Here is a 23,088-nt window from a genome sequence, read left to right as displayed (position 1 = left end):
CACTGCCAGGTGACGAGCATCGTTCCCACGGAGTCCGCGAAGGCGACCGGCCCGAAGGTGCGGACCTCCGCCGTACGGACCGACCCGTCCGCCCGCACGGCCCCCGCGGCCCTCGCGCCGCGGGCCAGGCTGCTCCCCTCGCTGGCCGCCGTCTACCGGGCGCAGCTGTCTCGGGCGAGGGTCGCGCGCATTCCGCTGCTGTTCGTCGCGACCTTCCAGTCCGTCGGGATCATGGTGCTGATGCGCGGGGTCGTCGACGGCGGCGCGGAGGCACGGGCCGTCGTCGCCGGTTCCAGCGTGCTGGTCGTGGCCTTCGTCGCGCTCAACCTGCTCGCGCAGTACTTCGGCCAGCTCCGGGCCGGCGGCGGGCTCGACCACTACGCGACGCTGCCGGTGCCGCCGGCCGCCGTGGTGCTGGGGGCGGCGGGCGCGTACGCCTCGTTCACCGTGCCCGGCACGATCGTCACGGCGGTGGCGGGCAGCGCGCTCTTCGGACTCCCCATGACGCACCTGTGGGTGCTCGTCGCCGTCATCCCCCTCTCCGGGGCCGCGCTCTCCGGACTCGGAGCCGCGCTCGGGCTGCTCGCGCCGCGGCAGGAGGTGGCAACCCTGCTCGGGCAGCTGGGCATGTCGGCGGCGCTGCTGCTGGGCGTGCTGCCGGCCGAGCGGCTGCCCGGACCGGTCGGGTGGGCGCGGGATCTGCTCCCGTCGACCTACGGCGTCGAGGCGCTGACCCGGTCCTTCGACGCCCACCCCGACTGGGCGGTCGTCGCTCTCGACCTCGCGGTCTGCGCGGCGGTCGGTGTGCTCTCTTTGGCCGTGGCCACCTGGGCGTACCGGCGTGCGGCGGTCCGGTGAGGCGGCACACACGTCCGCCTGGCACGATGGCACCGTGACCGCACCGTTGACGCCGCCGCACCAGCCCCAGCCGAACGACCCGTGGCAGGCCCCGCCCGCCGGGTCGCACCTCGTGTCCGGCGAGCAGCCGGGCCCGGACGAGCGGCGTGCGGAGCTACGGCAGGCCGGGGTGATCGCGGCGGTGCTGGCGGTGGCCGGTGCGGGCCTCGGGCTGCTCTGGGTGTGGCTGGCGCCCCGGGTGCCGCTCGTCTCCGACGAGACCGCCGTGTTCCTCGAGAACAGCGAGGGCGAGGAGGCCATCGGCGCCGACGGGACGTTCGTGCTGCTGGCACTCGCCTTCGGCCTGGTCTCGGCGGCCGTCGTGTTCCTCCTCCGCCGGCGCGGGGGCATCCCGCTCGTGGTGGGGCTCGCCCTGGGCGGGCTGCTCGGTTCCCTGCTCGCGTGGGGGGTCGGCACCTGGCTGGGTCCGACGTCCGACGTGGTGGCCCATGCCAAGGAGGCCGGCCAGGGGGTCACCTTCGACGCGCCGCTGGAGCTGCACGCGGTGGGTGCGGCGATGCTCGCCTGGCCCATCGCCGCGATGATCGTCCACCTGGGGCTGACGGCGCTGTTCGGGCCCCGGGATCCTGAGCCCGAGTGGGAGAGCCCGTACGGGGCGCCCCGGGCCGAGGCGGGGGACGGGCCTGCGGCCGATGCCCCCGAGTGGCCGGCGGCAGAGGCCGGCCGGCCGGCGGACAAGCCGGACCCGGGACGGCCGTAGCGCTTCCCGTGCGTCCCGTGCGGGAGCCGCTCGGCTCCGCGGTGTCCCTCCGGCTGCGCCCGGTTGTTTCCGTCAGGTCCGTTTCCGCCTCCCGGACAGGGGCAGGCGACCGGGTGAACACCTACGAAAGGACCGACATGAGCGCCGGAGAGAAGAGCAAGGCCAAGACCGAGCAGATCGTCGGGAAGGCCGTACGCAAGGTGGCCCACGCGGTCGGCGACGACACCACCGCGGCCAAGGGAGCGGCCCTGGAGGCCCGCGGCAAGGGCCGGGACACCAAGGAGAAGTCGAAGGGCGCCTTCAAGCGCTGACCGCGCGCGGGCGGAAGCGGTGCACGCTTCCCTTCCCGGCCCGTCGTCGAAGCGGTTCACGCTTCCGGCCCGTCGCGCACGGCGTCAGCGGGGTGGGCCGGCAGCGCACCGCACACAGGTCCTCGCTGCCGGGCGCACCTCGAGACGGCCCGGCGGGATCGGCTCGCGGCACGCCTCGCAGCACCCGTACTCGCCTCGCTCCAGCCGCTCCAGGGCCGAGTCCACCTCCTCCAGGTGGTCCCGCGCCCGGTCCAGCAACGAGGCGACATGGGCCCGTTCGAAGGCGGTGCTGGATCCCTCCGGGTCGTGCTCGTCGTCGACCGCCACCAGCGCGTTCGCCTCGACGATCCCGTCGAAATCGCTCCGCAGGGCCGTGAGCCGGGACTCCGTGGAGCGGCGTTCCGCGAGCAGCCGCTCCCGGGTGGCCGCGAGGCCGCCCGGTCCGGCTCCCGCGGAAGGAAGTTCGTTCACCTGGGCGGAAACGGTCGCACCGGGGGTCCGCATTCCGCGGACCCCACGCGCCGGGATTCCCGCTACGGCCGGCCGACCGGGGCCAGGGTGGCGTCCGTCAGAGCGGCCAGGTCGGAGGGGGAGAGCTCGACCTCCAGGCCCCGCCGGCCCGCCGAGACGCAGATCGTGGGGTGCGACCCGGCCGACGCGTCCAGCACCGTACGCAGGCGCTTGCGCTGGCCCAGCGGGGAGATGCCTCCCCTCACGTAGCCCGTGGTGCGTTCGGCCGCCGACGGGTCGGCCATGGCCGCACGCTTGCCGCCCACCGCCGTCGCCAGAGCCTTCAGGTCGAGGGATCCCGCCACAGGGACCACCGCGACGACCAGTTCACCGTCGACGTCCGCGACCAGGGTCTTGAACACCCGGCCGGGCGGGACACCGAGAGCCTCTGCCGCCTCCTCCCCGTACGACGGCGACGAGGGGTCGTGTTCGTACGCGTGCACCGTGAACGCCGTGCCGGCCGCGGTCAGGGCGACCGTGGCCGGGGTGGAGCCGGACTGCTGTTTCCTGGACTTCTTCGCCACCGGGGCCGGTCCTCGGGTCAGTTGGGGTACGTCGGGTCGCGGGTCAGGTCGGACGCGGGCAGAGACGGCAGGTGCCGGATGACGGCCGTCTCCCTGCGCAGCAGCGCCAGCTCCTCGCGCAGCCGGGTCGCCGTGTCCGGGGCCTGGAGCAGCCGCTGCTTCGTCGGGACGTCGAGCACCGCGGCGGCGGCCACGAGATACGAGACCACGGACGGGTCGTCCGGCAGGTCCGCACCGGTCGTCAGGGAACGCTCGCTCGCCCCGGCCAGCCGCCTCTGGTAGCTGCGGAAAGCCCGCAGGACGCCCTCCGCCAGCGCGCCCGCCTCGTCCGTGGGCGAGTCCTCGCCCTCGTCGGCCCCCGGGTCCTCGGGCAGCTCCTCGACCTCGGCCGTCAGGAACGGGCCGCTCGCGTCGACGGCGAGCAGCCGGACCCGCGTGGTGCCGGTCGCCAGGACCTCGTAACTGCCGTCGGCGCGCTCACGGATCTTCGCCGCGTCGGCCACGCAGCCGACCCGGTGGAAGGTCTGCAGGGGGTCGGCCCCGAAGCCGTCACCCGGAGCCCGTTCGGCCGGAGGCGCGGTGGCGGCCGTGTCCGGCATGCCGGTGGCCGTGGGGGCGGTCTCGCGGCCGTCGCGGATCGAGACCACCACGAAGCGGCGCGGCTCGTCCTCGTCGATCTCGAGCAGGTCGCGCATCATGGCGCGATAACGCTCCTCGAAGACGTTGAGCGGCAGCACGAGGCCGGGGAACAGCACCGCGTTCAGCGGGAAGAGGGGCAGGCGAGCGGTGGTCACAACCGCCAAGCCTAATGGCCACGGCGCCCGCTGTGTTCCGGCCGCCCGCACAGGGGTGTGGAAGAGGCCACGCGGAGCCGGACATCGGTCCGCGCGTCGAGGAATCCGCCGAGCGCCTCCCCGGTCACGGCGGCCCACGGGAACGAGGTCGCGTAGGGCCCGATCAGCCGGAACTGCTCCAGCGCCTCGGCCGCGCGGCCCCGGGCGACCAGGACGTAGGCCAGCAGGTTGCGGACCTCGGCCGGCCAGGGGTCGCCCGCGGGAAAACCGGCCGAGAACCGGATGGCGAGGTCGGCGGCGGCGTCGATCCGGTCCCTCTGCACGGAGGTCGCCTGCGCGGACGCCTTCTCGTCCCGCAGCAGGGCGAAGGCCGCCCGCACGGGCAGGGCCTGCACCAGGGAGTCCGCGGCGGCGTCCTCGGCGGCCCGCTCGGCGAAGTCGAAGCACTCACGGTGGGAGCCGTACCACTCGGCCGAGAGATACCGGAGAGCGGAGACATGGCTGCCGTAGTGGTGCGGGGACCGCCGGACGGCCTGCTCCCACAGCGCCTCGAAGACCGTGTGCGAGGCATGCGTGCCCCGGGCGTGGTCGAGCGCCAGCCGCCACGGCACCGGGTCATGGGCATCGGCCTCGGCCGCCGCCGTGATCAGCGGCCCCACCTCGCGCAGCAGCTCGGCGTGGGCGGGGGACTCCCAGGCGCGGCGCACCGCCAGCGCGGCCTTGACGAGCAGGGCGTCCGGGTCGCGCGGGGCGGCGGCGAGCCAGCCGGTGAGCCAGCCGTCGCGACTGCGCCCGAACACGACCAGCCGGGCCAGCGTGCGGTCCCGGGCCTCCCAGTCGGCGGCGTCCCTGGTGGTGGCGAGGAGCTTGGCCGCGGGCCCGAAGTCGCCGAGGGCAGCCGCCACCAGCGCGGGGGAGAGCCGTTCGTCGGGGGCGTCGAGCATCACCGCGTCGTCCGCCGGCAGCCCGGCGGACAGCCCGGGGCCGTACCGGAACGTGCGCGCGGAGTTCAGCACTGCACGGAGGAAAGCCATGGTGCAGACCATTGAAAAGCCCTGGTGAGGGCTGCGCCAGAGGGCCTCTGTGAAGCTTCTGTAGCGAGTGGAAGGGTTGCCCTGAGCAGGGTCAAGAAAGGGCAAAGGAAGAGCGCGTGAGTGGCGCGATTCCGACCGTACGGTTGCCGGCGACCGCCCGTCCTGCCGGACCTCGACCGGCCATTCGACCGCTGAGCCGGCCCTTTCGGCCGCTGAGCCGGCAGGGATCCGGCGGGACGGGGGCGCCGGCCTCCGGTCAGCCACGCCGCAGGAGCCGGGAGGCGCCCGCCGCCACCGTCGTGGCCAGTATCCAACCCAGCAGCACGAGAGCCGCCGCCGTCCACTGCCATCCGCCCTCCAGCAGCCAGTAGCCGTCCTGCCCGAGATTGATCACCGGCACCAGCAGGTCCAGCGCGTACAGCGCGGGATTCCACTGCGGATGCTCGCTCCCCTTGATCGACTCCGGGCGGTACTGCGAGAAGGCCACCGCCCCCGCCGCCCACAGCACCGCCATCCAGACCAGGGCCCGCCCCGGCCGGTAGCCGTATGCCACCGTCCAGTCCTGCAGATAGCCCCAGATCCGTCCCGCGGCCGGCAGCGTCTCGCGCCGGCGCCGCTGCTTGGCCAGCAGCACCTCGCGGGCGTCCGCGTCCTCCCCGCAGCTGCGGAGGACCGCCGCGAGACGCTCGTACGGCTCCGGGACGTACTCCGGGGTCGCGGCCAGCACCCACTCCAGGCGGCGGGAGAGCGGGAAATGGCCGTAGGGGACGAGGTTCTCGTACACGAAGCCGCCCATCGCCAGGCCGCCCGGGCCCGGCCAGCTGGTCGACACGTCGATCAGGGTGACCACCTTCGCGCCGTTCAGCACGACCCGGCCCTCCCTCGGGCGCTCCGCGTTGAAGCGCAGCTCGGGCGTGACGATCCGGCGCAGCGAGAGCTCCTCGCGGTCGGCGAGCACGAACCGGGCCTTGTGCAGGTCCACCGCGTCGCCGAACCTTCCGTCGTCGAGCCGCACCGCGCCCCGGCACTCGAAGACCTGCGCACGCGTCCCGCGCGCCGGACCACCGCCGCGCGCGACACCGAAGGGGGGAGTGGTGCCCTGGTTGCCCGTGTCGATGACCACCCACGCCTCCGTCATGTACAGCGTGCGCTCCACGCTCAGCTGGGGGGCGTTCAGCGCCCGCCGCCCGTCCGTGGCACGCAGCCGGCTGCCGCGCAGGCTCAGCGAGCCGCCGACCTTCGCCCCGCGCAGACTCAGCTCGCCGCGCGTCTCGATCATCTCGGCCTGAAGGTCCTGCGCCACCGACATCCCGTCACCCACGAAGGCGCGGCCGCGCCGGTCCGGGCCGATGGCGATCTGGTTGATCAGGAGATCCGTGCCGATCTGGGCGTCGGTCAGCCGGACGCCACGCTCGATCCGGCAGCGCGGCAGATGAAGATCGCCCTCCGTGTGGAGCCGGGCCGCGTCCAGCCTGGGCACCGCGCAGCCCACCATCCGCAACGTGGTGAAGTGGCACTCGGGCAGCACGACCTCCTGCTCGAAACGACAGCCGGTGAACTCGACGTACGGAGACACCCGGCCGCCCGCCAGGTCCAGCTTCCCGGTGATCCGCACGCCCCGTAGCTTCAGCGCCGCCACCCGCCCCGGCCGCGCCGGCGGGCCGTCGAGGAGCAGGCGCGCCACCGTGCGCGCGCCGACACTGCGCTCGGGGCCCCAGATGTGCGGGGCGAACGGATCGTCGCGCACCGGATCGTGGACACGCAGATCGTAGGTCGTGCCGTTACGGAAGGACTGCCACATACCCAGCTCCGCGGCGCTGAGCCCGTCGGGGATCCCGCCGTCGTGCGGTTCGGTCACTGCCTCACCACCTCCGCCTGCGCGGGCCACCCGCGCTTCGTACAGTCGTTCTTCCCTCTGTGTGACCAGGTGAACGCTAATGGTCACCAGTGACAGCCGGGACATGTATCAGCCAGTGATACGGGCGACCGGACGGCTGAACCGGTCTGAGAGAATTGGGGTGTGATCTCTCGAATCGATCTGCGCGGTACCGCCCTCCCCGAGGGTGGCGCCCTGCGCGACCTGCTGCCCCGTGCCGAGTTCGACGTGGAAGCCGCCCTGGAGACGGTGCGGCCCATCTGCGAGGACGTACGCCATCGTGGCTCGGCGGCCGTGATCGAGTGGGGAGAGAAATTCGACGGCGTCCGGCTCGACTCGATCCGGGTCCCCGCCGACGCGATCACCGGGGCGCTGGAGCGGCTCGACCCGGCCGTGCGTGCCGCCCTGGAGGAGTCCATCCGCCGCGCCCGCCTCGTCCACCGCGAGCAGCGCCGCACCACGCACACCACCCAGGTCGTCCCCGGCGGGACGGTCACCGAGAAGTGGGTGCCCGTCGAGCGCGTCGGGCTCTACGTGCCGGGCGGGCGTGCGGTCTACCCGTCCTCCGTCGTGATGAACGTCGTCCCCGCCCAGGAGGCGGGCGTCGAGGGCCTCGCCGTCTCCTCCCCGCCCCAGAAGGAGTTCGGCGGCCTGCCGCACCCCACGATCCTCGCCGCCTGCGCCCTCCTCGGCGTCGACGAGGTGTACGCCGCCGGCGGTGCCCAGGGAATCGCGATGTTCGCGTACGGCACCGAGGACTGCCTGCCCGTGAACCTCGTCACCGGCCCCGGCAACATCTACGTCGCCGCCGCCAAGCGCCTCCTCAAGGGCCGCATCGGCATCGACGCCGAGGCCGGCCCCACCGAGATCGCGATCCTCGCCGACGCGAGCGCCGACCCGGTGCACGTCGCCGCCGACCTGATCAGCCAGGCCGAGCACGACCCGATGGCCGCCGCCGTCCTCGTCACCGACTCCGAGGAACTGGCCGCCGCCACCGAGGCCGAGCTGACGCCCCAGATCGCCGCGACCAAGCACGTCACGGACCGGATCGAGCCCGCCCTGGCCGGCCGCCAGTCCGCGATCGTCCTGGTCGACGACCTGGAGGACGGCCTCAAGGTCGTCGACGCGTACGCCGCCGAGCACCTGGAGATCCAGACGGAGAACGCCGCAGCCGTCGCCGACCGGGTCCGCAACGCCGGCGCGGTCTTCGTCGGCCCCTGGTCGCCCGTCTCCCTCGGCGACTACTGCGCCGGCTCCAACCACGTCCTGCCCACCGGCGGCTGCGCCTGCCACTCCTCGGGCCTCTCCGTGCAGTCCTTCCTGCGCGGCATCCACATCGTCGACTACACCCGCGACGCCCTCGCCGAGGTCACCCACCACGTGGTGACCCTCGCCGAGGCGGAGGACCTCCCCGCCCACGGCGCCGCGCTCAAGGCCAGGTTCGGCTGGAAGGTTCCGCAAGCGTGACGAACAGCACCAACGCCTGGGACGCGCTCCCGATCCGCGACGAACTGCGCGGCCAGTCCCCGTACGGGGCGCCCCAGCTCGACGTGCCGGTCCGGCTGAACACCAACGAGAATCCGTACCCCCTGCCCGACGCGCTCGTCGACCGCATCGCCGAGCGGGTCCGTGAGGCCGCCCGCGACCTCAACCGCTACCCCGACCGCGACGCCGTGGAGCTCCGCACCGAGCTCGCCCGCTACCTCACCCGCACCGCGGGCCACGAGGTCGCGGCCGCCAACGTCTGGGCGGCCAACGGATCCAACGAGGTCCTCCAGCAGCTGCTGCAGACCTTCGGCGGCCCCGGGCGCACCGCGATCGGCTTCGAGCCCTCCTACTCCATGCACGCCCTCATCGCACGCGGCACCGGCACCGGCTGGATCTCCGGTCCGCGCAACGAGGACTTCACCATCGACGTGGAGTCTGCGAAGAAGGCCATCGCCGAGCACCGGCCCGAAGTGGTCTTCATCACCTCGCCCAACAACCCCACCGGCACCGCCGTGGACGCGGAGACCGTCGTCGCGCTGTACGACGCGGCCCAGGCCGCCCGGCCCTCGATGGTCGTCGTCGACGAGGCGTACGGCGAGTTCAGCCACCGCCCCTCACTCCTCCCGCTGATCGAGGGCCGCCCGCACCTGGTGCTCTCGCGCACCATGTCCAAGGCGTTCGGCGCCGCCGGTCTGCGCCTCGGCTACCTCGCGGCCGACCCGGCCGTCGTCGACGCGGTCCAGCTGGTGCGCCTGCCGTACCACCTGTCCTCCGTCACGCAGGCCACCGCGCTCGCCGCCCTGGAGCACACCGATACGCTGCTCGGGTACGTCGCGCAGCTCAAGAGCGAGCGCGACCGGCTGGTCGACGCGCTGCGGGAGTCCGGCTTCGCCGTCACCGACTCGGACGCCAACTTCGTCCAGTTCGGCCGCTTCGCCGACAGCCGCGCCGCCTGGCGGCAGATCCTCGACCGGGGAGTCCTGGTCCGGGACAACGGCGTACCGGGGTGGCTGCGGGTCTCCGCGGGAACCCCGGCAGAGAACGACGCGTTCCTCGATGCGGTGCGCGAACTGAAGAAGGAGCACGACGCATGAGCCGCGTAGGCAGGGTGGAACGGACCACCAAGGAGACCTCCGTGCTCGTCGAGATCAACCTCGACGGCACCGGCAAGGTCGATGTCGCGACCGGGGTCGGCTTCTACGACCACATGCTCGACCAGCTCGGCCGCCACGGCCTCTTCGACCTCACGGTCAAGACCGAGGGCGACCTGCACATCGACTCGCACCACACCATCGAGGACACCGCCCTCGCGCTCGGCGCCGCCTTCAAGCAGGCGCTCGGCGACAAGGTCGGCATCTACCGCTTCGGCAACTGCACCGTCCCGCTGGACGAGTCGCTCGCCCAGGTCACCGTCGACCTCTCCGGCCGCCCCTACCTGGTGCACACCGAACCGGAGAAGATGGCGCCGATGATCGGCGAGTACGACACGACGATGACCCGGCACATCCTGGAGTCCTTCGTCGCCCAGGCGCAGATCGCCCTGCACGTCCACGTGCCGTACGGCCGCAACGCCCACCACATCGTGGAGTGCCAGTTCAAGGCGCTCGCCCGCGCCCTGCGCTACGCCAGCGAGCACGACCCGCGCGCGGCCGGCATCCTTCCGTCCACGAAGGGCGCCCTGTGACCGGCCTCAACACCGTTCTGATCATCGTCGGCCTCTTCCTGGCCGGCGGCGTCTACTCCTTCTGGAAGCAGGGCATGCCCAAGGGCGTCGTCGTGCTCCTCGGGATCGGATCCGTGATGTGCCTGGTGGCGGGCATCATGCGGATCCAGGGACTCTGGGACTGAGGTAGGAGGACTGTGAGCGACAAGAAGAAGGTCGTCGTCTTCGACTACGGCTTCGGCAACGTCCGTTCCGCCGAGCGGGCCCTCGCCCACGTCGGCGCGGACGTGGAGATCACCCGCGACTTCGACACCGCGATGAACGCCGACGGGCTGCTCGTCCCCGGCGTAGGGGCCTTCTCCGCCTGCATGGCGGGACTGAAGCAGGCGCGCGGCGAATGGATCATCGGCCGCAGGCTGTCCGGCGGTCGTCCCGTCATGGGCATCTGCGTCGGCATGCAGATCCTGTTCGAGCGCGGCATCGAGCACGGCGTCGAGACGGAGGGCCTCGACGAGTGGCCCGGCACCGTCGGACCGCTGAAGGCCGACGTCGTGCCCCACATGGGCTGGAACACCGTCGAATCCCCCGAGGGATCCCAGCTCTTCGCGGGCCTGGACGCCGAGGCCCGCTACTACTTCGTGCACTCCTACGCGGCGCACGACTGGTCCCTCGAAGTGACCAACGCCAAGATCCGTGCCCCCAAGGTCACCTGGGCCACGCACGGGGAACGGTTCGTCGCCGCCGTGGAGAACGGCGCGCTGTGGGCCACCCAGTTCCACCCCGAGAAGTCCGGCGACGCCGGCGCCCAGCTGCTGACCAACTGGATCGAGACGCTGTAATGCCGAAGCTTGAACTGCTCCCCGCCGTAGACGTCCGCGACGGACAGGCCGTCCGCCTCGTGCACGGCGAATCCGGCTCCGAGACCTCCTACGGATCCCCGCTCGAGGCGGCCCTCGCCTGGCAGAGCTCCGGCGCCGAGTGGCTGCACCTGGTCGACCTGGACGCCGCCTTCGGCACCGGCGACAACCGCGCCCTCATCGCCGAGGTGGCCGGCGCCATGGACATCAAGGTCGAGCTCTCCGGCGGCATCCGCGACGACGCCTCGCTCGAAGCCGCCCTCGCCACCGGCTGCCGCCGGGTCAACCTCGGCACCGCCGCCCTGGAGACCCCCGAGTGGGTCGCCAAGGTCATCGCCGAGCACGGCGACAAGATCGCCGTCGGCCTCGACGTCCGGGGCACCACCCTGCGCGGCCGGGGCTGGACCCGCGACGGCGGCGACCTCTACGAGACGCTCGCCCGCCTCGACTCCGAGGGCTGCGCCCGCTACGTCGTGACCGACATCGCCAAGGACGGCACGCTGCAGGGCCCCAACCTGGCCCTCCTGCGCGACGTCTGCGCCGCCACCGACAAGCCCGTCGTCGCCTCCGGCGGCGTCTCCTCGCTGGCCGACCTCCGCGCCATCTCCCTGCTGGTCCCGGAAGGCGTCGAGGGAGCCATCGTCGGCAAGGCGCTGTACGCCAAGGCGTTCACCCTGGAAGAGGCCCTCAAGGCGGTCGCCGGATGACCGACTCCGTACGCCGCGTCTCCTCGGGCGGACCCTGGGAAGAGAAGTTCGGCTACTCCCGGGCGGTCCAGCTCCCGAACGGCCTCGTCCTCGTCTCCGGCTGCACCTCCGTGGTCAACGGCCAGATCTCCGCGGGCAGTCCGTACGAGCAGACCGTCGCCTCCTTCCAGGTCGCCTTCGACGCACTGAAGCAGACCGGACTCGGTCGCGAGGATGTCGTCCGCACCCGGATGTACGTCACACACGCCCGCGACGTCGACGAGGTGGGCCGCGCCCACAAGGAGCTGTTCGACGACGTCCGCCCCGCCGCCTCCATGATCATCGTGTCCGGCTTCGTCGACCCCTCCCTGGTCGTCGAGGTCGAGGTCGAGGCCTACCGGGCAGGTGAGCGATGACCCTGGCCGTACGGGTCATCCCGTGCCTGGACGTCGACAAGGGCCGCGTCGTCAAGGGCGTCAACTTCCAGAACCTGCGCGACGCGGGCGACCCCGTCGAGATGGCCAAGCTGTACGACGCCGAGGGCGCCGACGAGCTGACCTTCCTCGACATCACCGCCTCCAGCGGTGACCGCGAGACGACGTACGACGTGGTGCGCCGCACCGCCGAGCAGGTCTTCATCCCGCTCACCGTCGGCGGCGGGGTCCGCACCCCCGACGACGTCGACAAGCTGCTGCGCGCCGGAGCCGACAAGGTCGGGGTCAACACCGCCGCCATCGCCCGCCCCGACCTGATCCGCGAGATCGCCGAACGCTTCGGGCGCCAGGTCCTCGTGCTCTCCGTCGACGCCCGGCGCACCCCCGAGGGCACCTTCGAGGTGACGACCCACGGAGGCCGCAGGGGCACCGGCATCGACGCCGTCGAGTGGGCGCACCGGGCGGCCGAACTCGGGGCGGGCGAGATCCTGCTGAACTCGATGGACGCGGACGGCACGAAGGACGGCTACGACACCGAGATGATCAAGGCGGTACGGGCCCACGTCACGGTGCCCGTCATCGCCTCGGGCGGCGCGGGCCGCCTCGCGGACTTCCCGCCGGCCGTCGGCGCGGGCGCCGACGCGGTCCTCGCCGCGTCGGTCTTCCACTTCGGTGACCTGCGGATCTCCGAGGTCAAGGGCGCCCTGCGCGAGGCCGGGCACCCCGTGCGCTGACCCACGACAGGGAGATCGCCGGTCGCGAAGACCGGCGATCTCGCCGATGTCCGCCCGGAGGGCACGCCGCCAGAGTGGCGCCGTCAACAACATGACGGCGCCACCACGCGGTGCTCCCCCGAAGGCCCCAGGACGACGGGGCCGCCGGCTGCCGCGGTGTGGTCCGCCACAACCGAGAGGATCCCCCCTCGTGCAGCAGCACCTCCCCTCCGGCGACATCTCCCCCCGCCGCCACCGGATGTCGAAGAACCGCTCCCGCACCGTCAGGTTCGCCGTCGCGGCGGCGGCCGCGACGGCCGGTCTGGTCACGGCGCTGATGCCGGGCGCGCAGGCCGCCGACAATCCGTACGAGCGTGGTCCGGCGCCGAGCAATTCGAGCATCGAGGCGAGCCGCGGCTCGTACGCGACCTCACAGACGACCGTCTCCTCGCTGAGCGTCAGGGGCTTCGGCGGCGGGACGATCTACTACCCGACATCCACGTCCGACGGGACGTTCGGCGCGGTCGCCATCTCGCCCGGCTTCACCGCCTACCAGTCGAGCATCGCGTGGCTGGGGCCGCGTCTGGCGTCGCAGGGCTTCGTGGTGTTCACCATCGACACCAACACGACATCGGACCAGCCGGCCAGCCGCGGTGACCAGCTGCTCGCCGCTCTGGACTACCTGACCGAGGACAGCTCGGTGCGCAGCCGGGTCGACTCCTCCCGGCTCGGTGTGATGGGCCACTCCATGGGTGGCGGCGGCACACTCGAAGCCGCCAAGGACCGGCCGTCGTTGCAGGCGGCGATCCCGCTGACCGGCTGGAACCTCGACAAGTCCTGGCCGGAGGTGAAGACCCCGACCCTGGTCGTCGGGGCGGACGGTGACACGGTCGCCTCCGTCGCCTCGCACTCGGAGCCGTTCTACAACTCGCTGCCGAGCTCGCTGGACAAGGCGTACCTGGAGCTCCGGGGTGCCAGCCACTTCACCCCGAACACGTCCAACACGACGATCGCGAAGTACAGCATCTCGTGGCTCAAGCGCTTCATCGACAACGACACCCGCTACGAGCAGTTCCTCTGCCCGATCCCGTCGGCCGGCCTGACGATCGCGGAGTACCGGGGCAACTGCCCGCACACCTCCTGACCGACAGGACCAGGGGCCGGACCGCGCACACGCGGTCCGGCCCTTCGTGCTGCCGCCCGGTCCGCCGGACGCGCGGCCCGCGGCGAAGACCGGCGATCTCGCCGATGCCCGCGCGGGGGACCCACCGCGAAAGTGGCGGCAGGCCGATGAACGACGGCGCTACCGACGCGGTGCACTCCGAAGCCCCCGGACGACGGGGCGGTCGGCGGCCCCGATGCGGTTCCGCCCCACCGTTCCGCCGCACCGTTCCGCCACAACCGAGAGGAATCCCCCGTGCAGCAGCACCTCCCCTCCGGCGACATCTCCCCCCGCCGCCACCGGACGTCGAAGAGCCGCTCCCGCACCGTCAAGGGCGCCCTGGCGGCAGCGGCGGCGACCGCCGGTCTGCTCACCGCGCTGGTCCCCGGCGGAGCCCAGGCCGCCGACAATCCGTACGAGCGTGGTCCGGCGCCCAGCAATTCGAGCATCGAGGCGAGCCGCGGAACGTACGCGGTCTCGGACACGTCCGTGTCCTCACTGCGCGTCAGAGGCTTCGGCGGCGGGACGATCTACTACCCGACGTCCACCTCGGACGGGACGTTCGGCGCGGTCGTCATCTCGCCCGGCTTCACCGCCTACCAGTCGAGCATCGCGTGGCTGGGGCCGCGTCTGGCGTCGCAGGGCTTCGTGGTGTTCACCATCGACACCAACACCACGCTGGACCAGCCGGCCAGCCGCGGTGACCAGCTGCTCGCCGCTCTGGACTACCTGACCGAGGAAAGCTCGGTGCGCAGCCGGGTCGACTCCTCCCGGCTCGGCGTGATGGGCCACTCCATGGGCGGCGGCGGCACACTCGAAGCCGCCAAGGACCGCCCCTCGCTGAAGGCGGCGATCCCGCTGACCGGCTGGAACACGGACAAGACGTGGCCGGAGGTGCAGACCCCGACCCTGGTCGTCGGGGCGGACGGTGACACGGTCGCCTCCGTCGCCTCGCACTCGGAGCCGTTCTACAACTCGCTGCCGAGCTCGCTGGACAAGGCGTATCTGGAGCTCCGGGGTGCCAGCCACTTCACCCCGAACACGTCCAACACGACGATCGCGAAGTACAGCATCTCGTGGCTGAAGCGCTTCATCGACAACGACACCCGCTACGAGCAGTTCCTCTGCCCGATCCCGTCGGCCAGCCTGACGATCGCGGAGTACCGGGGCAACTGCCCGCACTGATCCGGGGGGCGACCGGGGCCGGACCACGCGTACCGTGGTCCGGCCCCTTCGCGTTGCCCCGCTCTCAGCCGCGCGCGAGGAACGCCGCGATGGCCCCGGCGAATCCGGGATCGCGCACAGCCGTCAGATGGTCGCCCGGCAGCACGGTCAGCTCCGCCCCCGCGATCGCCGAGGCCAGCACCTCGGGCCGGGTCGCGAGAGGATCGCCCGCACCGGCCAGGACCAGCGTGGGGACCACGATGCGGTCCAGCGGCAGCGCGTCCCGGTGCACCGCCCGTATCTGCGCGGCCAGCGCCAGCCGGTCGCAGCCCGCCGTGTCGGCCAGCACCCGGAACGCCCGGGTCCGCTCGGGCGCGTCCGCCGCGTCGTCGGCCGTCAGAGCCGCCGACACCAGCTCGGGAGGCATCACCCGGGTGTCCAGGCCGCCCACCTCCACCGCACCCGCGCCGATCCCCCCGGCCACCAGGCGGCTGACGCGCGCGTCCTGCGCCGCGGCCAGGACAGCCACCACGGCGCCCATCGAATACCCCACGAGATGCACGTGATCCGCGCCGATGCGGTCGATGAGCAGACACACGTCACGGGCCATCAGCGACTCGCCGTAACGGGTGTCGTCGTGCGGCCGGTCCGACTCGCCGTGGCCCCGCGCGTCCAGGGCGTACACCCGCCGGCCCCGCGCCACGAGCGACTCGACGACGCCGGGGCCCTCCCAGTTCAGCCGGGCGTTCGCGGCGAAGCCGTGCAGCAGGACCACCGGGGGCAGGGCGCCGTCCGGGTTCCGCGACCAGAACCGGTAACGCAGGGTCAAACCGTCGTGTGTACGCAATTCATGAGTCATGCACCGACGTTACGGGCGGCCACCGCGGAACGGGCCGGAACTGTGCCCCGGCACAGCACGGACGCCGTTCCGTTGGGAGCCCGCACCGCTCCTGGCCGACCGGGAACAGGGAGCGGACGCGAGCCTTCCGCCGCTGTTTACGCAGAAGTAACGTGACAGCGTGACCCCATCGACGACCGTGCACAGTCCGCTCCGGCTGTACGGCCGCAGCGGTGAACTGGCCATCCTGGAAACCTTGTCGGCACGTCTGCGGGCGGGGGACGGCGGAGCGCTCGTGCTGACCTCGCCGCCCGGCCTCGGCCGTACCGCCCTGCTGCGGCAGGCCGCCGCCCACTACCTCGGGAGGCACGGCGGCCCCGTCCTGTACGCCGCCGCGGCCCCCACCGAACAGCGACTGCCCTACAGCGGCCTGCACGCCCTTCTCTGCTCCGCCCCCGGTCCGCTGCCCGTCACCCCCGACACCATCCTCGGCTCCGGGATCACTCCGGGCGGGCTGCTCGGCCTGCTCCGGGGTCTGGGGGCCGAACAGCCCCTGCTGGTCTGCGTGGACGACGCGCACGCCTGGGACCCCGACTCCCGTGCCGCACTCGGCTTCGCCGCCCGCAGACTCGGTGCGGGCAGCCGCGTCGCGGTGGTGATCGGCTCGGCCGACGAGACCGCCTTCGCCGGGCTTCCCGCGTTGCGCCTCGGCCCGCTCGACGACGACGCGGCGACCGCGCTCCTGGACCGGCTCACCGACGGCACGGCCGAGGTCGACCCCGTCGTACGCAGCGAACTCCTGCGCGAGGCGGCGGGCAACCCGCGGCTGCTGGCCGGCCTGGCCGGCCGTCTCACCCCCGGGCAGCTGGCCGGACGCACCGCGCTGCCGTACCCGCTCCCCGGCGCGGAGGGTGTCCTCGACGCCCACGCCGAGCACCTGGAGGGCCTGCCCCCCGACACCCGCACCCTGCTCCTGCTGGCCGCTGCCGCGGAGGAGCACGAGCCGGACGGGGCCGGAGCAGACGCCGCCCTGCTGCTGCGGGCAGGCACCCGGGCCGGGCTGGCGACCGCACATCTCGACCGGGTGCTCTTCGCGCCCGTCGGCACCGCGGGGGCGCTCCAACGCGCGGGCAGCCGGGTGCACTTCAGCCACCCGCTGCTGCGTCGAGCGGTCCTGCACCGGGCGCCGCCCGGCCGCCGCAGGGCCGCGCACGAACTGCTCGCCGGGCTGCTCACCGGGCCCGGCTCGGCTCCGTTGCCCGCGCTCGTCCAGCTGGCCTGCGCCGCGCCCGGGCCGGACCCCTCCCTCGCCAGGCAGCTGGAGGCCGCGGCCACCGCACCGCGCCCGCACGGCGAACGGTCGGCCGCGCTGGCCCGCGCCGCCGCGCTCTCCACCGACGAGGCCCTGCGTGCCGCACGGTTCACCGCCGCCGCCGAGCAGGCGCGGCTGGCCGGCGACACCGGCCGGGCCCGCGCCATGCTGGCCCGCGTCGGCCCCCACCTCGCCGGAGGCGCCGCACCCTACGTACGCGGCATGCTCGCCCTGCGCGACGGACCGGTCGCCGACGCCCGGGAGGCCCTCCTGACCGCGGCGGAGCTGCTCGCCCCGCACGATCGACGCCGCACCCTGGACGCCCTGTTCGGTGCGGCGGAGGCGGCGTGGGACATGGGCGACGCCATCGCGTACCTGGACGCCATGAACCGCGTCCCCGTCGCCTCCGCCGACCGGTCCATGGCCCAGTACCGCGCCGGGATGTGCGCCGTGCTCGCCGGGCACCCCGACCGTGGCCACGCCCTCCTGCGGTGTTGCCTCGACTCCGCCGACCGCGCCGAGGACGCCGGGGAACTCCTGCGGGCGGGCGCCTCGGCCCTGGTCCTCGGCGAGGTCGACGCCGCCTGCCGGGCCGGGGCCCGTGCCCTCGCCGTCGTACGCCTCCGGGGGCCCGAAGCCCTGCTGCCGCACGCCCTGGAGCAGCTCGCCTACGCCGAACTGCGCTCCGGGCAGCACGCCAGGGCCCGGGCCCACGCGCTGGAAGGGCTGCACGCGGCCCGCCGTACCGGGCAGCGGAACTCCGCCACCCATCTGCACTCCGTGCTCGCGCTCGCCGCCTCGGTGGAGGGGCCCGCCGAGGCGTGCGCCGCCCATGCCGACGCGGCGCTGGCCGGAGCGGGGCCGCACGGACTGGCGCAGGCCGCCATGCTCGCCACCTGGGCGGTGGCCCGCGCGGACCTGGCCGCCGGGCGGCCCGGCGAGGCGGCGGCCCGGCTCGGCCCGCTGGTCAGGCCGGGGCCGGGGACAGGACACTTCGCCACCCGGATGCTTGCCGTGCCGTGCTACGTCGAGGCGATGGCGCTCTCCGGCCGCGCCGACGACAGGGCCGGTGAACTCGCCGTCGCCGTGGAGGAGTTCGCGCTGTGGACCGCCCGGACGACCGACCCCCAGGTCCCCGCCCAGCTGGCCCGCTGCCGCGCCCTGCTGGCGCCGCCCGAAGAGGGCGCCGCGCGGTACGAGGAGGCGCTGGCCCACCACGACCGCGCGGGCGGCGACTTCGAACGCGCCCGCACCCAGCTGCTCCACGGCCAGCTGCTGCGCCGGCTGCGCCGCACCCGTGAGGCCCGCGGCCCGCTGCGCGACGCGCTGGTCGCCTTCGAACGCTGCTCGGCGCGCGTCTGGGCCGAACGGGCGGGCGGGGAGCTGCGGGCCGCGGGGGAAGCGGTGGACGCGCCGGACCGGAGCGGCCCCGGGCCGCTGGCCGGACTGACCCCGCAGCAGCAGCGGATCGCCCGCTGTGTCGCGGAGGGAGCCACCAACCGTGAGGTGGCGGTACGGCTCTCGGTGAGCCCACGGACCGTCGACCACCATCTGCGCAACGTCTTCGCGGCGCTCGGGGTCAGGTCCCGGACCGAGCTGGCGAGGCTGCTGGACGGGGCGAGGTTGCAGGACCGTGATGATAAGAACCGCGCAGACCTCTAGGTACCGACCGGGCGGTATGCCATTCTGCGGTCGTCAGGATCGATCGGTGTGCGCCCGCCCAACGCCGGGCCGGGCACACACCGGGGCCGGCCCAACCTCGGCCGGCCGATTCCCGGTGGAGGCCGCCATGCCACAGGTCGTACGTTCACGGATCAGGGCGCTGCACGGACCGCCCCCCGTAGCGCCGTTGCCGCACCGTTTCCGCTCCCTGGCCGACCGCGAGGCCGTAGCGGTGCTCCACCGGGCGGCCCGTGGGCTCCTGGAGTCGCTGCCGGAACTCACGGACCGGCTGGTCGAGGCGCTGCGGGAGCAGGAGCCCGCCTACCGTGCCGCGATGGAGACCGAGCCCGCCGAGATCTGGCAGGAGGTCCACCACTCGCTGCGGCACAACGTCGCCTCGCTCATCCAGCCCCGGGAATTCCGGGAGGCCGCCCACCGCACCTCCCGGTGGATCGGCGAGACGCGGGCCGAGCAGGGCGTTCCGCTCGACGCGGTCATGCACGCCTTCCGCATGGGCGGGGCGATGGTCTGGCAGGACCTGGTCGACGAAACGGCCCGGCGCCACCCCGAGGACACCCGGCTGCTGGTCCATGTCGCCGCGGACGTCTGGAACTTCGTCGACGAGCACTGCGGCGTGGTGGCCGAGGCGTACCGGCAGGCCGAGCGGCGGCTCTCCTGGCGCCGCGAGAACCAGCAGCGCCTGATGACGGCGGCCCTGCTGGACGGCACCGCCCGGATCTCGGACCTGCCGGACGCCGCGGCGATGCTGGGCCTGCCGGTGCAGGGGCGCTACGCCGTACTCGCGGTCGCCGGAGCCCTCCGCGCCCCGCACGGCACCGGGCGCCCGCCGGTCACCCTGGCCGAAGGGACGCCCGCCCTCTGGCACACGGCGGGCGAAGTGGAACTGGCGGTCCTGCCCCTGGGGACGCCGGTGGCGGACGAGCCGGAGCCCGCCGACGACGGCGGCGCCGAGGCCGCGCCCGCCTCGGCCCCGGCCGCCGACGGTGAACTCGCCGCGCTCGCCGCGGGCCTGACGGTGCCCCCCGGCACCCGCGTCGGCATCAGCTCGGTGGTCGACGGGCTCGCCTCCGTCGGTGACGCGCGGCGCCTCGCCGAGACGGCGCTGCGCACCTGCCCGGCTTCCGGCGGCACCGTACTGCTGGACGAGCACCTGCCGGCCGCGCTCGTCGTCTCCTCACCCGGCCTCGGGACCGCGCTCGCCGACCGGGTCCTCGGGCCGCTGGACCGGCTCGACCCGGCGGACCGCGACGTGCTCATCGAGACGCTGACCGCCTGGCTCGACTCGGACGGCTCGGCCCAGCGGGCCGGAGCGAAGCTGTACTGCCACCGCAACACGGTGCTGAACCGGCTGCGGCGGTTCGAACAGCTGACGGGCCGCTGTCTGACACGGCCGTCCGACGCCGTCGAGGTGTCCCTGGCACTGGCGGCACGGAGGCTGCTGCCGCGCTGAGCGCGGCCGCCACGCGGCGGCAGGACGGCACGGGGGCGCCCGGCCGCGGGGGAGCCGGGCCTCCGGGGCGGGCCTCTCCCGGGCCGGGACCCCCGCCGGCTGTGCGGCGGCACAGTCCTTCGCCGGGCGGGCTGTACCCGCGCCGCGCCCCGTCCCGGCCCCCTGTGCCGCACCCACCCCGGCTGATGCCATGACGCGCATGCCTTCAGCTGCCCCTTGCACAGCCGTACCGGCGGAGCGGACCCGGTGAGCGGCGCGATCGACGCCCGGTCCCTCGCCGTGGTGATCTTCCTCGCCTTCGTCGCCGTGTCCCTGCTGCTGTGCGGACTCGCCGCCGCCGACCAGGACGACCCGGAGCACTTCTACGCGGGCGGCGCCACCCTCGGCCCCGTCGGCGCCGGACTGGCCATCGCCGGGGACTACGTCTCCGCCGCCACGCTGCTCTCCACCACCGGATCCGTCGCGCTCGCCGGATTCGACGGCCTGCTGTTCGCCCTGGCGACGGTCGCCTCGCTGGCCCTCGTCATGCGCCTCTTCGCCGAACGCCTGCGCCGCAGAGGCGTGTTCACCATGGGCGACTTCCTCGCCGACCGGCTCGGCGACGGGTCCGTACGCCGTGCGCTCGGCGTCGCCACCCTCGTCGTGCTGGCCCCGCTGCTGCTCGTACAGCTCACCACCGCCGGCCGCGTCATGACCTCCATGTTCGGGCTGCCCGACGGCGCCCTCACCGGCTGCACCGTCGCCAGTGGCGCACTGATGGTCTGCTACTCGGCGTTCGGCGGGATGCGGGGCACCGGCTACATCCAGATCCTCAAGGTGGCCGTAGTCCTCGGAGCGGTCACCCTGCTCGCGGGCCTCGTCCTCGCGCGCTTCGACTGGTCCCCGTTCGCCCTCTTCGACGCCGCCCGGGCGGGCAGCGGGGCGGGCGGCGACTACGCGCGCCCCGGCCTGCAGTTCGGCCACGGACTCGCGGGCGGGCTCGACCTGGTCGGCTTCCAGGCCACCCTCCTGCTCGGCGCCGCCTGCATGCCGCACATCATGATGCGGCTCCACCCGATCCGCGACGCCTGGACCGCCCGCCGGGCCGGCGTCTGGGCCGTCGGCCCCGTCGCCCTGCTCTGCGTCGGCATCGTCATCGTCGGGCTCGGAGCCTCCGCGCTGGTGGGCCGGGAACTGCTGCACGCCGCCGACCCGGCCGGCGGCACCTCCCTGCTGATGGTGACCAGCGCCCTCGACCCGGGCGCGGCCGGACCACGCGACAGCCCTCTTTTCGCGCTCGTGGCCTGCGCGGCGTTCGCCACCACCCTCGCCGCCGTCGCCGGGATCACCCTGGCCGCCGCCTCCTCCCTGGCCCGCGACTTCACCGTGAAGTCGGGCGCCCAGGGCGAGGGCAAGGCCTCCAGCAGGGAGATCCGGCGCGCCCGCTGGGCCGTCGTCGGCATCGGGGCGCTCGCCGTCCTCCTCTCGGCGTACACCCACGACCGCAATCCCCAGGTGCTGCTCTCCCTGTCGTTCGCGGCGGCGGCCTCGGTCCTGCCGCCCGTCCTGCTGTACGCCCTGTTCCGGCCGCGCTTCAACGCCCGGGGGGTGCGGTGGACCGTGTACGGGACACTTCCGCTGATCGGCATCCTGATGGTCCTGTCACCGGCGTTCTCCGGCACACCGGTCGCGCTCTTCCCGGAGTGGGACTTCGACGTCTTCCCGCTCCAGACCCCCGGCCTGGTCACGATCCCGGCGGGATTCCTCCTCGGCCTGCTGGGATCGGGACAGGACCCCGGCACCGCGCCCGACGAGCGGCACCGCCACCGGACCCGCCGGGCACCCGCCCGCGCCCCGGGCGTCTAGCGCCCCGGAAGGAAGGGCCTACAGGCCGAGCTCGGCCGTGTGCAGCCGGGCCAGCGCGTCCTTGTCGCCCTCCAGCTCCACCCGCGCCGCGTCCTGCCGCCCGGCGGCGAACAGCAGCAGTTCACCCGGCTCCCCGGTGACCGTCACCACCGGGGTGCCCTTGTGGGCCACGGCCGTCTGGCCGTCCGGGCGCCTCAGCACCAGCCCCACCGGGGCACGGCGTCCCAGCATCCGTGCCGTCTTCTCCGTGCGCGACCACAGCACATCGGCGAAGACCGGATCGAGATCCCGCTGCGACCAGTCGGGCTGTGCCCTGCGCACGTCCTCCGTATGGATGTAGAACTCGACGGTGTTGGCCGCCTCGTCGAGCTGCTTCAGACCGAAGGGCGAGAAACGCGGCGGCCCCGTACGGATGAGCTGGATCAGCTCCTCGTACGGCTTGGCGGCGAATTCGGCCTGGACCCGCTCCAGCCGGTTCTTCAGGGCCCCCAGCATGATCCCGCCCGCCGCGTCGGCGCGGCGTTCGCGAACCACGACATGGGCTGCCAGATCACGGGTCTTCCAGCCGTTGCACAGGGTCCGGGCCTCGGGACCCGCCGCTTCCAACAGGTCGGCGAGCAGAAGACGTTCACGCTTCGCATGGGTCGACATGCCCGCCAGCGTACGGCCGACGCCCGCGGTCCGCCCAGTGGACGCACGGCCGGACGGCCCCGCCCGGGGCGGCACAATGGGCGCATGACCAGCACGCCCGGCTCCACGCCCGCCAGCAATCTCGACCCGGCCGTCGCCGCCCGCCTCAAGCGCGGCCCCGACGGACTGTTCCCGGCCATCGCCCAGCAGTACGACACCGGCGAGGTGCTCATGCTCGGCTGGATGGACGACGAGGCGCTGCACCGCACCCTCACCACGGGCCGCTGCACCTACTGGTCCCGCAGCCGCCAGGAGTACTGGGTCAAGGGCGACACCTCCGGCCACACCCAGCAGGTCAGGTCCGTCGCCCTCGACTGCGACGCCGACACCGTCCTGGTGAAGGTCGACCAGACGGGTGCGGCCTGCCACACCGGCGACCGCACCTGCTTCGACAAGGACGTCCTTCCGCTCACCGCGCCCCGATAAGGTCAGCCGC

Annotated in this window: 24 protein-coding genes; 17 read left to right on the top strand and 7 right to left on the bottom strand. The window is 73.6% G+C overall.

The window, feature by feature from the left end; genetic code table 11:
* The first annotated feature begins 9 nt into the window (after positions 1–9).
* From ACZ32T_RS01385 to ACZ32T_RS01375, 3 genes are all read left to right on the top strand, one after another.
* Positions 10–858 (top strand): ABC transporter permease, encoded by an 849-nt coding sequence (locus ACZ32T_RS01385; protein WP_467267205.1) that lies wholly within the window; start codon positions 10–12, stop codon positions 856–858.
* Between the two features lie 34 nt (positions 859–892).
* Positions 893–1,618, top strand: coding sequence for an ABC transporter permease (locus ACZ32T_RS01380; protein ID WP_467267207.1), 726 nt, complete (start codon positions 893–895; stop codon positions 1,616–1,618).
* A 137-nt stretch (positions 1,619–1,755) separates the two neighbouring features.
* Positions 1,756–1,929, top strand: coding sequence for a hypothetical protein (locus ACZ32T_RS01375; protein WP_401626975.1), 174 nt, complete (start codon positions 1,756–1,758; stop codon positions 1,927–1,929).
* A gap of 84 nt (positions 1,930–2,013) precedes the next feature.
* On the opposite strand, the gene ACZ32T_RS01370 is transcribed toward ACZ32T_RS01375, so the two are convergent.
* The 5 genes from ACZ32T_RS01370 to ACZ32T_RS01350 all read right to left on the bottom strand — a co-directional run bounded on the left by ACZ32T_RS01370 (position 2,014) and on the right by ACZ32T_RS01350 (position 6,649).
* Positions 2,014–2,400: a TraR/DksA family transcriptional regulator gene (locus tag ACZ32T_RS01370; RefSeq protein ID WP_467364798.1), complete on the bottom strand. Its 387-nt coding sequence runs from the start codon at positions 2,398–2,400 to the stop codon at positions 2,014–2,016.
* Between the two features lie 62 nt (positions 2,401–2,462).
* Complete coding sequence (ybaK, locus tag ACZ32T_RS01365) at positions 2,463–2,963, bottom strand: Cys-tRNA(Pro) deacylase (protein ID WP_467267211.1); 501 nt, start codon at positions 2,961–2,963, stop codon at positions 2,463–2,465.
* 17 nt (positions 2,964–2,980) lie between these two features.
* Positions 2,981–3,757, bottom strand: a complete 777-nt coding sequence (locus ACZ32T_RS01360) for an LON peptidase substrate-binding domain-containing protein (protein ID WP_467364796.1) — start codon at positions 3,755–3,757, stop codon at positions 2,981–2,983.
* 11 nt (positions 3,758–3,768) lie between these two features.
* Entirely contained in the window at positions 3,769–4,803 is a 1,035-nt protein-coding gene (locus ACZ32T_RS01355) for a hypothetical protein (RefSeq protein ID WP_467364795.1), read from the bottom strand.
* A 244-nt stretch (positions 4,804–5,047) separates the two neighbouring features.
* Positions 5,048–6,649: an oxidoreductase gene (locus ACZ32T_RS01350; protein ID WP_467364794.1), complete on the bottom strand. Its 1,602-nt coding sequence runs from the start codon at positions 6,647–6,649 to the stop codon at positions 5,048–5,050.
* Between the two features lie 162 nt (positions 6,650–6,811).
* Here ACZ32T_RS01350 and hisD point away from each other — a divergent pair, with 162 nt between their 5' ends.
* From hisD to bdeA (ACZ32T_RS01300), 10 genes are all read left to right on the top strand, one after another.
* Entirely contained in the window at positions 6,812–8,134 is a 1,323-nt protein-coding gene (hisD, locus tag ACZ32T_RS01345; RefSeq protein ID WP_467364793.1) for a histidinol dehydrogenase, read from the top strand.
* A complete protein-coding gene (locus ACZ32T_RS01340; RefSeq protein ID WP_467267220.1) occupies positions 8,131–9,249 on the top strand; it encodes a histidinol-phosphate transaminase in 1,119 nt (372 codons plus the stop codon). Before hisD ends, ACZ32T_RS01340 begins: the two co-directional genes overlap by 4 nt.
* Positions 9,246–9,839, top strand: coding sequence for an imidazoleglycerol-phosphate dehydratase HisB (gene hisB / locus ACZ32T_RS01335; RefSeq protein ID WP_031098999.1), 594 nt, complete (start codon positions 9,246–9,248; stop codon positions 9,837–9,839). The genes ACZ32T_RS01340 and hisB overlap by 4 nt, the downstream gene beginning before the upstream one ends.
* Positions 9,836–10,003 (top strand): hypothetical protein, encoded by a 168-nt coding sequence (locus tag ACZ32T_RS01330; protein WP_164493711.1) that lies wholly within the window; start codon positions 9,836–9,838, stop codon positions 10,001–10,003. The genes hisB and ACZ32T_RS01330 overlap by 4 nt, the downstream gene beginning before the upstream one ends.
* Positions 10,004–10,015: 12 nt before the next feature.
* Positions 10,016–10,657: an imidazole glycerol phosphate synthase subunit HisH gene (gene hisH, locus ACZ32T_RS01325; protein WP_356712319.1), complete on the top strand. Its 642-nt coding sequence runs from the start codon at positions 10,016–10,018 to the stop codon at positions 10,655–10,657.
* A complete protein-coding gene (priA, locus tag ACZ32T_RS01320; protein WP_104789850.1) occupies positions 10,657–11,382 on the top strand; it encodes a bifunctional 1-(5-phosphoribosyl)-5-((5-phosphoribosylamino)methylideneamino)imidazole-4-carboxamide isomerase/phosphoribosylanthranilate isomerase PriA in 726 nt (241 codons plus the stop codon). The genes hisH and priA overlap by 1 nt, the downstream gene beginning before the upstream one ends.
* Entirely contained in the window at positions 11,379–11,777 is a 399-nt protein-coding gene (locus ACZ32T_RS01315) for a RidA family protein (protein ID WP_467267223.1), read from the top strand. Before priA ends, ACZ32T_RS01315 begins: the two co-directional genes overlap by 4 nt.
* Positions 11,774–12,529: an imidazole glycerol phosphate synthase subunit HisF gene (gene hisF / locus ACZ32T_RS01310; RefSeq protein WP_356712313.1), complete on the top strand. Its 756-nt coding sequence runs from the start codon at positions 11,774–11,776 to the stop codon at positions 12,527–12,529. The genes ACZ32T_RS01315 and hisF overlap by 4 nt, the downstream gene beginning before the upstream one ends.
* Positions 12,530–12,719: 190 nt before the next feature.
* Entirely contained in the window at positions 12,720–13,652 is a 933-nt protein-coding gene (gene bdeA, locus ACZ32T_RS01305; protein WP_467364790.1) for a bis(hydroxyethyl) terephthalate hydrolase, read from the top strand.
* 273 nt (positions 13,653–13,925) lie between these two features.
* Positions 13,926–14,855 (top strand): bis(hydroxyethyl) terephthalate hydrolase, encoded by a 930-nt coding sequence (bdeA, locus tag ACZ32T_RS01300; protein ID WP_467267229.1) that lies wholly within the window; start codon positions 13,926–13,928, stop codon positions 14,853–14,855.
* Between the two features lie 64 nt (positions 14,856–14,919).
* Here bdeA (ACZ32T_RS01300) and ACZ32T_RS01295 read toward each other — a convergent pair whose 3' ends face one another.
* The gene (locus ACZ32T_RS01295; RefSeq protein ID WP_467267230.1) at positions 14,920–15,693 is read right to left on the bottom strand and encodes an alpha/beta fold hydrolase; all 774 of its coding nucleotides are present in this window, start codon (positions 15,691–15,693) and stop codon (positions 14,920–14,922) included.
* A gap of 160 nt (positions 15,694–15,853) precedes the next feature.
* Between ACZ32T_RS01295 and ACZ32T_RS01290 the strand changes: the two genes are divergently transcribed.
* The 3 genes from ACZ32T_RS01290 (at position 15,854) to ACZ32T_RS01280 (ending at position 21,962) form a co-directional block, all read left to right on the top strand.
* Positions 15,854–18,646, top strand: coding sequence for a LuxR C-terminal-related transcriptional regulator (locus ACZ32T_RS01290; RefSeq protein WP_467364789.1), 2,793 nt, complete (start codon positions 15,854–15,856; stop codon positions 18,644–18,646).
* A gap of 127 nt (positions 18,647–18,773) precedes the next feature.
* Positions 18,774–20,117, top strand: coding sequence for a PucR family transcriptional regulator (locus ACZ32T_RS01285; RefSeq protein WP_467364787.1), 1,344 nt, complete (start codon positions 18,774–18,776; stop codon positions 20,115–20,117).
* A 246-nt stretch (positions 20,118–20,363) separates the two neighbouring features.
* On the top strand, positions 20,364–21,962 hold the full coding sequence (locus ACZ32T_RS01280) for a sodium/solute symporter (RefSeq protein WP_467364785.1): 1,599 nt from the start codon (positions 20,364–20,366) through the stop codon (positions 21,960–21,962).
* An 18-nt stretch (positions 21,963–21,980) separates the two neighbouring features.
* On the opposite strand, the gene ACZ32T_RS01275 is transcribed toward ACZ32T_RS01280, so the two are convergent.
* Positions 21,981–22,613 (bottom strand): TIGR03085 family metal-binding protein, encoded by a 633-nt coding sequence (locus ACZ32T_RS01275; protein WP_356712299.1) that lies wholly within the window; start codon positions 22,611–22,613, stop codon positions 21,981–21,983.
* Between the two features lie 84 nt (positions 22,614–22,697).
* On the opposite strand from ACZ32T_RS01275, the gene hisI reads away from it, so the two are divergent.
* On the top strand, positions 22,698–23,078 hold the full coding sequence (hisI, locus tag ACZ32T_RS01270; RefSeq protein WP_356712297.1) for a phosphoribosyl-AMP cyclohydrolase: 381 nt from the start codon (positions 22,698–22,700) through the stop codon (positions 23,076–23,078).
* Positions 23,079–23,088: the final 10 nt, after the last annotated feature.

The sequence above is a fragment of the Streptomyces sp. NPDC023573 genome (genome assembly GCF_055559735.1).
Note: the sequence above shows the minus strand (reverse complement) of the source record. Positions and strands in the feature narration are given on the sequence as shown.

What these genes read in the sequence shown, in the direction of transcription:
- ACZ32T_RS01375 (WP_401626975.1), top strand. Translation starts at nt 1,756, where the DNA reads ATGAGCGCCGGAGAGAAGAGCAAGGCCAAGACCGAGCAGATCGTCGGG.
- ACZ32T_RS01355 (WP_467364795.1), bottom strand. Translation starts at nt 4,803, where the DNA reads ATGGTCTGCACCATGGCTTTCCTCCGTGCAGTGCTGAACTCCGCGCGC.
- hisB (WP_031098999.1), top strand. Translation starts at nt 9,246, where the DNA reads ATGAGCCGCGTAGGCAGGGTGGAACGGACCACCAAGGAGACCTCCGTG.
- priA (WP_104789850.1), top strand. Translation starts at nt 10,657, where the DNA reads ATGCCGAAGCTTGAACTGCTCCCCGCCGTAGACGTCCGCGACGGACAG.
- ACZ32T_RS01315 (WP_467267223.1), top strand. Translation starts at nt 11,379, where the DNA reads ATGACCGACTCCGTACGCCGCGTCTCCTCGGGCGGACCCTGGGAAGAG.
- hisF (WP_356712313.1), top strand. Translation starts at nt 11,774, where the DNA reads ATGACCCTGGCCGTACGGGTCATCCCGTGCCTGGACGTCGACAAGGGC.
- ACZ32T_RS01295 (WP_467267230.1), bottom strand. Translation starts at nt 15,693, where the DNA reads ATGACTCATGAATTGCGTACACACGACGGTTTGACCCTGCGTTACCGG.
- ACZ32T_RS01285 (WP_467364787.1), top strand. Translation starts at nt 18,774, where the DNA reads ATGCCACAGGTCGTACGTTCACGGATCAGGGCGCTGCACGGACCGCCC.
- ACZ32T_RS01275 (WP_356712299.1), bottom strand. Translation starts at nt 22,613, where the DNA reads ATGTCGACCCATGCGAAGCGTGAACGTCTTCTGCTCGCCGACCTGTTG.
- hisI (WP_356712297.1), top strand. Translation starts at nt 22,698, where the DNA reads ATGACCAGCACGCCCGGCTCCACGCCCGCCAGCAATCTCGACCCGGCC.